Genomic DNA, 8,948 nt, shown 5'->3' with positions numbered 1-8,948 from the left:
GTTGTATCGGACGGGGGATTTGGTGCGGTGGTGTGCGTCGGGGGAGTTGGAGTATCTGGGGCGTGTTGATGATCAGGTGAAGGTGCGGGGGGTGCGGGTCGAGCCGGATGAGGTCGCGGCGGTGCTGGGGGAGTGTCCGGGGGTGGGCCGCGCGGTGGTGGTGGTGCGTGATGACGCTCCGGGTGGTCGTGGTCTGGTGGCGTATGTCCAGCCTGGTGCGGGTTCGGGGGTTGATGCCGGTTCGTTGAGGGGGTTTCTGCGGGCGCGGTTGCCGGAGGCGATGATCCCGGCGGCGTTCGTGACGGTGGACGGCTTCCCGGTGCTGCCCAGCGGCAAGCTCGACCGCAAGGCCCTCCCGCCGCCCCCGCCGGAAGAGGCCCGAGAGCAGCGGCCGCCGCGCACGCCGGAGGAGCACACCTTGCACGCCATCTGGACCGGCCTGCTCGGCAGGGACCGGATCGGCGTGGACGACGACTTCTTCACCCTCGGCGGCCACTCCCTGCTGGCGATGCGGCTCGTGGTCAGGATGCGGGAGGAGTTCGGCGCGCGGGTGACGCTGCGCCGCTGCTTCGAGACGCCGACCATCGCCGGGCTGGCCCCCCTGCTGACCTCGGCGCACGCCGCCTCCATACCCGCCGCCGAAGGGCCGGTGGAGCCGTCGCACGCCCAGGCCCGCCTGTGGTTCCTGGACCAGCTCGATCCCGGCAACCCCGCCTACAACGTGGCCTGGGCCGAACGCCTGACCGGGCCGCTCGACGTCGAGGCGCTGGCCGCCGCCTTCGACGACCTGGTGGACCGGCACGACGCCCTCCGCCTCGTCATCACCGGCGCCGACGGCGAACCGCACCTCCAGGAGGGCACCCGCAGACCCCGCCTGGCCGTCCGCCCCCTCCCCGCTCCCGGCGGGACGGACGAGGACGAGATCGGGCGCCGGGAGGCCCGCCACCGGTTCGACCTCGCCACCGGCCCCCTCGCCAGAGCCGTCCTCGTCAGGCGGGGCCGGGAGGAGCACGACCTGTTCCTGACCCTGCACCACGTGAGCGCCGACCGGTGGAGCCTGTCGATCCTGCTGCGCGACCTCATGGAGCTCTACCGGGCCCGCGTCACCGGCACCCCGCCGGACCTGCCCGCCCTGCCCACCGGCTATCGCGACTTCGCCGCCTGGCACCGCCGCCGGGCCGGCGAACGTACGGACGATCTCGCGTACTGGAAGGACACCCTCGCCGGCCTGCCCGCCACCCTGGACCTGCCCGCGGACCGGCACCGGCACGGGCCGGCGGGCATGGCGGGCCGCAGGCTGACGTTCGGCATCGACGCGGACACCGTCGCCGCGGTGCGGGAGTTCGCGGCGGAGCGGCAGGCGACGCCGTTCATGGTGCTGCTGGCGGCGCTGCAGGCGGTGCTGGCCCGCTACACCGGACGCGACGACATCCCGATCGGCACGCCGGTGTCCGGCCGGGCGCACCCGGACGTCGAGGAACTGGCCGGACTGTTCCTCAACACGCTGGTGCTGCGCGGCGACCTGTCCGGCGACCCCGGCTTCGGCGAGCTGGTCCGGCGCACCAGGGAACGGGTGCTCGACGCGCACGACCACGCCGAGCTGCCGTTCGAGGTGCTGGTGCGGGAGCTGGCCGAGGAGCGCGACCTGGCCCGCAACCCGCTGTTCCAGGTGATGCTCGCCTACCAGAACGTGCCGCCAGCCCCGCCGGAGGCGGCCGGGGTGTCGCTGCGCACCCTGGACATCGACCCCGGCGTCACCCAGGCGGACCTGCACCTGGTGATCGAGGAGGCCGGTGACGGGCTGACGGGGGTGCTGCACTACGCCACCGACGTGTTCGACCACGACCGGATGGAGCGGTTCGCGGACCACTTCCGCGCCTTCCTCACCCGGGCGGTGGCCGCGCCCGGGCGTCCCGTGAGCGAGGTGCCGCTGCTCACGCCCGGAGAGCTGGAGACGGTCCTGCGGGCCAACGACACCGCCACCCCGTACGAGAGCGCGACGCTCGCCGGCCTGCTGGCGGACCAGGCGGCGCGCACCCCGCACGCCCCCGCCGTGCGCCACGGGGAGGAGTGGCTCACCTACGAGCAGTTCACCGCCCGGGTCGACCGGCTGGCCCGCACGTTGCGCGCGCTCGGCGCCGGACCCGACCGGGTCGTCGGCGTGTGCCTGGAACGCGGGCCGGACCTGGTGGTCGCCGTGCACGCGGTGATCGCCGCCGGCGCCGCCTACCTGCCGCTGGAGCCGGACCACCCGCCGGCCCGGCTCGCCGCCATGCTGTCCGACTCCGGCGCCCGCCTCGCGATCACGAGCACCACCCACCACGCCCTCCTGCCCTCCGGCATCACCCCCGTCCTCCTCGACGCGATCCCCCTCACGGAGCCGGCCCCCGACACGACTCCTGAGGTCCATCCGGACGCGCTCGCGTACGTGATCTTCACGTCGGGATCGACGGGACGTCCGAAGGGCGTGGGGGTGTCGCACCGGGCGATCGTCAACCGGCTGCGGTGGATGCAGGACGCCTTCCCGCTCACCGGCGAGGACCGGGTGGCGTTCAAGACGCCGTTCTCGTTCGACGTGTCGGTGTGGGAGCTGTTCTGGCCGCTCATCACCGGCGCCGGAATGGTGGTCGCCGACCCCGGCGGGCACGCCAACCCCGGCTACCTGACCCGCCTGTTCGGCGCCGGGGACGTCAGCACCGTCCACTTCGTGCCGTCCATGCTCGACGCCTACCTCGACGAGCCTGACCTGCCGCCGCTGCGGCGCGTCATCTGCTCGGGCGAGGCGCTTCCCCCGGAGCTGGCCGCGCGTTTCCACGAGCGGATGCCCGGCACGGAGCTGCACAACCTGTACGGCCCCACGGAGGCGGCCGTGGACGTCACCCGGCACGCCTGCGAGCCGGGTGAGACCGTGATCCCCATCGGCGGGCCGGTCGCCAACACCCGCCTGGAGATCCTCGACGAGCGCATGAACCGGGTGCCCGTCGGCGTCCCCGGCACGCTGTGGATCGGCGGCGTCCAGCTCGCCCGCGGCTACGTCGACCGTCCCGCCCTGACCGCCGAACGGTTCGCGCCCGACCCGCACGGCCCGCCCGGCGGCAGGCTGTACGACACCGGCGACCTGGCCAGATGGCGGCCCGACGGCGAGATCGAGTACCTGGGCCGCGCCGACCACCAGGTCAAGATCCGCGGCATGCGGGTCGAACTGGGCGAGATCGACGCCGCGCTGTCGGCGCTGCCCGGCGTGCGCGCCGCCGCCGCGCGGGCCGTCGCCGACGGGGCCGGCCTGCGACTGGCCGGATACGTGGTGCCGGACCCCGGCGAGCACGACCCGGCGCGGTGGCACGCCCTGCTGCGCGAGCGGCTGCCCGGCCACCTGGTCCCCGCCACCCTGACGATCCTGGACGCGCTGCCGCTCAACCGCAGCGGCAAGCTCGACCGCGACGCGCTGCCCGACCCGTCCGCCCCCGACCCGTCCGCCCACGCCGACCCGGAGGGCGAGGCCGAACGCGCCGTCGCCGCCGCCTGGCAGGGCGTGCTCGGCCTCGCGCGGGTGTCGGCGCACGACAACTTCTTCGCCGTCGGCGGCGACTCCATCCGCAGCCTCAAGGTGGTCTCCCGGCTGCGCGAGGCGGGCTACGCCGTACGGCTGGAACAACTGTTCCTGCACCAGACGGTCAGAGAGCTGGCCGCCCGGCTGGAACCGGCCACGCCGGCCGCCGAACCGCGGGCCGCGGCGCCGTTCGGCCTGCTCGACCCCGAGGACCTGGCACGGATGCTGGAAGGCGAGGCGCGATGACTGTCACGACCGGGGCCCGGGGCCTGGAGGACGCCTACCCCCTGGCCGCTCTCCAGGCGGGCATGCTCTACCACAGCGCCTACGAGCCGGACGCGGCCACCTACCACGACCTGACCACGATCACGCTGCGCGGCCGGTTCGACCGGGAGGCGTTCGAGGCCGCCCTGGCCGAGGTGACCGCCCGGCACCCGGTGCTGCGCACCTCGATCGACATGACAGGCTTCAGCGAGCCGCTGCAGTTCGTGCACCGCTCGGCCACACTGCCGTTCGCCGTGACCGACCTGTCGGGCGTCCCGGACGCGGACGAACGGGTGGCGCGCTGGGCGGAGGAGGAGAAACGGCGCCCGTTCGACTGGTCGCGGCCGCCGCTGGCCCGCGCGCACGCGCACCTGCTGCCCGGCGAGCTGTTCGCGTTCAGCCTGAGCTTCCACCACGCCATCCTCGACGGGTGGAGCGTGGCCACACTCGTCACCGAGCTGTTCCGCCGCTACCACGCCCGCCTGGCCGGGGAGCCGCTGCCGGTGACCCCGCCCGCCGCGGCCTTCCGCGACCTGGTGGCCCGCGAGCGCGCCGTCGTCGCCTGCGCCCAGACCCGTGACTTCTGGCAGGCCCGGGTGGACGACGCGCCGGACACGCGGCTGCCGCGGCTGCCCGAGCACCGGGACGGCGACGGCGTCGAGGTGCTGCGGCTGCCGCTGGAGCCCGCCCTGCTCGCCCGCGTGACCGAGGTGGCCCGCGAGCTCGCCGTCCCGGTGCGCACCGTCATGCTGGCCGCCCACCTGCGGGTGCTGGCTCTGGTCACCGGCGAGGACGAGGTGATGACCGGCCTGGTCACGCACAGCCGGCCGGAGAGCGAGGCGGGAGAGGAGGTGCTCGGCCTGTTCCTCAACACGGTGCCGCTGCGCCTCGACACGGCCGCGCCCACCTGGGGTGAGCTGGTGCGCCGGGTGTTCGACGCCGAGGTGGCGCTGCTGCCGCACCGGCAGTTCCCGCTCTTCGAGATCCAGCGGCTGTCCGGGCGCTCGCCGATGCTGGACGCGCTCTTCGACTACCGCGACTTCCACGTCTACCGCGGCATGCCCGGCGCCGAGATCGTCGGCCAGGAGTTCTTCGAGCAGACGGACCTGCCGTTCACCGCCGCGTTCACCCGCTCGCGCGAGCACGGCGGGTTCGACCTGGTCATCACCTACGACCGGGCCCAGTTCGGCGCCGCGCAGATCGCCCGCGTCGGCGGCCATTACCTGACGGCCCTGCGCCTGGCCACCACGAGCGCCGCCGATCCGCGCCGGGCGGACCCGTTCCTGACGGCGGACGCCGGGGAGATCGGCCGGTGGAACGCCACCGCGCGGCCGTACCCGGAGGCGACCCTCCCGGAGCTGTTCGCCGCGCAGGCCGCCCGCACCCCCACCGCGCCGGCCGTCTGCTACGACGGCACCTGGATCACCTACCGCGAGCTGGCCGCCCGCGCCCGCGCCGTCACCGCCCGGCTGGCCGCCGCCGGCGCCCGTCCCGGCGCCGTGGTCGGCCTCCACCTGGACCGCGGCCCCGGCCTCCTGCCCGCGCTGCTCGGCGTCCTCGGCGCCGGCGCCGCCTACCTCCCGCTGGAGCCCGGCCTGCCACCGGAAAGGCTGGCCCACATGATCGAGGACGCCTGCGCCCGCATCGTCCTCACCGACGGCGACCCGCCGTCGTCCGACGCCGGTCTGCCCGCCGGGGTTGTGGTGCTGCCTCTCGACGGTCCCGCCCCCGACACGACGCCTGAGGCCGCCGTCCATCCGGACGCGCTCGCGTACGTGATCTTCACGTCGGGGTCGACGGGACGTCCGAAGGGGGTGGGGGTGTCGCACCGGGCGATCGTCAACCGGCTGCGGTGGATGCAGGAGACCTTCCCGCTGACCGGCGAGGACCGGGTCCTGCACAAGACGCCGCTGTCGTTCGACGTGTCGGTGTGGGAGCTGTTCTGGCCGCTCATCACCGGCGCCGGGATGGTCGTCGCCGAGCCCGGCGCCCACCGCGACAGCGCCCGCCTGGCCGCCCTCGCCGCCGGGCACCGCGCCAGTGTGGCGCACTTCGTGCCGTCGATGCTGGAGGTGTTCCTGGACGAGCCCGAGCTGCCGCCGCTGCGGCGGGTCATCTGCTCGGGCGAGGCGCTCTCCCCGGAGCTGGCCGCGCGTTTCCACGAGCGGATGCCCGGCACGGAGCTGCACAACCTGTACGGCCCCACGGAGGCGGCCGTGGACGTGACCTGGCACGCCTGCCAGCCGGGCGAGACCGTGATCCCCATCGGCGGGCCGGTCGCCAACACCCGCCTGGAGGTGCTCGACGCCGAGGGCCGCCGGGTGCCGGTCGGCACACCGGGCGAACTGTGCCTGGGCGGCGTCCAGCTCGCCCGCGGCTACGTCAACCGGCCCGCCCTGACCGCCGAACGCTTCGTACCCGACCCGTACGGCCCGCCCGGCACGCGCCTGTACCGCACCGGGGACGTGGCCCGCTGGCTGCCCACCGGCGAGATCCAGTACCTGGGCCGCACCGACTTCCAGGTGAAGATCCGCGGCCAGCGGGTCGAACTGGGCGAGATCGAGTCCCTGCTGACCGCCCACCCGTCCGTACGCGCCGCCGCCGTCGTCCTGCGCGGCGAACGCCTCGTCGGCTACGTCGTCCCCTACACCCCCGCCGACCCCGCGCAGCCCGAGGACCCCGGTGCCGAGCTGGCTGCCGCGTTACGGCGGCACCTGCCCGATCACATGATCCCGTCGGCGTGGGTGCGGCTGGCCGAGCTGCCCGTCACCACCAGCGGCAAGCTCGACCGGGCCGCGCTGCCCGAGCCCGGCGAGGCAGGGCGGCCCCCGTACCTGCCGCCGCGCGACCCGTTCGAGGCCAGGCTGGCCACCGCCTGGGAGGAGACGCTCGGCGTGGACTCCGTCGGCGTGCACGACGACTTCTTCGCCCTCGGCGGACACTCGCTCCTGGCGCTGCGGCTGACCATGCGGCTGCGCAAGGAGCTGGGCCGCGAGGTGCCGCTGCAGGCCGTGCTCACCGCCCCCACCGTGGCCCTGCTGGCCGCCGAGCTGCGCCGCCCGCACGACAACGACGGCGTCCCCGAGCGGATCGTGCCGCTGCGCCCCACCGGCGACCGGATCCCGATCTTCCTGTTCCACGCGCTGGGCGGCCAGGTGTTCCGCTACCTGCCGCTCGCCCGCCACCTCGGCGCCGACCAGCCCGTGCTCGCCGTCCAGGCCGCCGGGCTCGCCCCCGGCGAGGAGCCGCACAAGACGCTGGAGGAGATGGTCGACGACTACACCGAGCACCTGCTGCGGGTCCGCCCTCAGGGCCCCTACGTGCTCGGCGGCTACTGCATCGGCGGCAACATCGCGCTGGAGACCGCCCGCCGGCTGCGCGAGCGCGGCGAGCGGGTGCCGCTGGTGGTGCTGTTCTACTCCGACGCCGCCGAGCCGGTGCTGCGCGCCTCGCTGGAGGACGACGCCGTGCTGCTCACCCACGCCCTGGCGGGCGGCAGGGTCCAGGTCGACCTGGACGAGCTGCACCGGCTGGACCCCGACGAGCGGCTGCTGGCCGTCATCGACGCCGCCGCCCGCGCCGACACCCTCCAGCCCGACGCGGCCGACCTGCGCCAGGCGCGCCGTTTCGTCTCCGTCTTCCGCGCCAACGCGCACGCCGTCGGCTACTACCGGCACGCCCCCTACGACGGTGACGTGCTGCTGTTCTCGCCCGCCGCCGAGGGCGTGCCGCCCGACGACATGGGCTGGCGCGACGTCGTGACCGGGCGGCTGCGCATCTCGCCCATCCACGGCGAGCGCTTCACCGTCATGTACGAGCCGCGGGTCGCGCGGGCGGCCGCCGAGGTAAGGAGCAGCATCGACAATGGCCTCACCGACGACTGACCGCGCCGGCACCCTGTGGCGCAATCCGGACTTCCTGAAGTTATGGGCGGGTGAGAGCCTGTCCCTGGTCGGCTCTCAGGTGACGGTGCTGGCCATGCCCGTCGTCGCCTACCTCCTGCTGAACGCCTCCGTCGCCGAGATGGGCGTGCTCGGCGCGCTGGCCCGCCTGCCGATGGTGCTGTTCTTCGTCGTCGGCGTCTGGGTGGACCGGATGCGGCGCCGGCCCGTGCTGATCTGGAGCGACGTGATCCGCGCCGCCATGCTCTGCACCGTGCCGCTGCTGTTCGTGATGGACATGCTCACGCTCTGGTGGCTGTACGTCGTCGTCCTGGTGATGGGCGTGTTCGGCGTGCTGTTCGAGATCGCCTACCGGTCGTACCTGCCGCTGCTGGTGGCGCCCGAGCATCTCGGCGACGGCAACAGCAAGCTGCAGCTGAGCGACTCGGTGTCCAAGGCGGTCGGGCCCAGCCTGGCCGGGGTGCTGCTGGCGGCCCGCTCCGCGCCGCTGATCATCCTGGTCGACGTCATCAGCTACGTCGCCTCGGCGCTGTGCCTGATCTTCATCCGCAAGAAGGAGGACCCGCCCCCGCCGGACAGCGGCGGCAGCATGATCTCGGCGATCCGGGCCGGGTTCGGTTTCGTGATGAGCCAGCCGATCATCCGGCCGCTGGCGATCGCCAGTGCCGTCTACTCCTTCTTCGACATCGGCATCCTGCAGACCCTCTACATCCCGTACGTGCTCGGTGTCGTGGACCTGCCGGCCGCGGTGGTCGGCGGGGTGCTCGCGGTCGGCGGGATCGGCGCGGTGGCGGGGGCGTGGCTGTCGGTGCGGCTGATGAAGGGGTTCGGGCCGGGGCCGACCATGTTCTGGTCCACGGTGATCGGCAACAGCGCGCTCATCCTGGTGCCGCTGGCCGGCGGGCCGCTGTGGCTGGCGCTCGGCACGCTGGGCCTGTCGCAGCTGCTGGTGGGGCTCTGCACGCAGATCTTCGTGGTCAACAACATCACGGTGCTGCAGTCGGCCGCGCCGCGCGAGCTGGTCGGCCGGGTGATCGCCACCATCTGGGCGATGGGGCTGGTGCCGGCGCCGGTGGGCGCGCTGGTGGCCGGGCTGCTCGGGGAGGCGTTCGGGATGCGGCCGGTGGTGCTGGTGGCGGCGGTGATCGGGGCGCTGGTGCCGATGGTGGTGCTGTGGCGGTCGCCGATCCCGAAGATGCGCGAGTTGCCCTCGGCTCCCGTCGGGAGCTGAG

Annotated in this window: 3 protein-coding genes; all 3 read left to right on the top strand. The window is 74.1% G+C overall.

What is annotated here, in order from left to right; translation table 11 throughout:
* Positions 1-22 precede the first annotated feature (22 nt).
* Genes ABD999_RS33600 through ABD999_RS33590 form a run of 3 tightly spaced genes read left to right on the top strand, consistent with a single transcriptional unit; the run spans position 23 to position 8,947 of the window.
* Positions 23-3,796, top strand: coding sequence for an amino acid adenylation domain-containing protein (locus ABD999_RS33600; RefSeq protein ID WP_345483063.1), 3,774 nt, complete (start codon positions 23-25; stop codon positions 3,794-3,796).
* The gene (locus tag ABD999_RS33595; protein WP_345483062.1) at positions 3,793-7,698 is read left to right on the top strand and encodes an amino acid adenylation domain-containing protein; all 3,906 of its coding nucleotides are present in this window, start codon (positions 3,793-3,795) and stop codon (positions 7,696-7,698) included. Before ABD999_RS33600 ends, ABD999_RS33595 begins: the two co-directional genes overlap by 4 nt.
* A complete protein-coding gene (locus ABD999_RS33590; RefSeq protein WP_271279467.1) occupies positions 7,679-8,947 on the top strand; it encodes an MFS transporter in 1,269 nt (422 codons plus the stop codon). Before ABD999_RS33595 ends, ABD999_RS33590 begins: the two co-directional genes overlap by 20 nt.
* Position 8,948: the final 1 nt, after the last annotated feature.

It is taken from the genome of Nonomuraea ferruginea, assembly GCF_039540635.1.
GTDB lineage: Bacteria > Actinomycetota > Actinomycetes > Streptosporangiales > Streptosporangiaceae > Nonomuraea > Nonomuraea ferruginea.
Note: the sequence above shows the minus strand (reverse complement) of the source record. Positions and strands in the feature narration are given on the sequence as shown.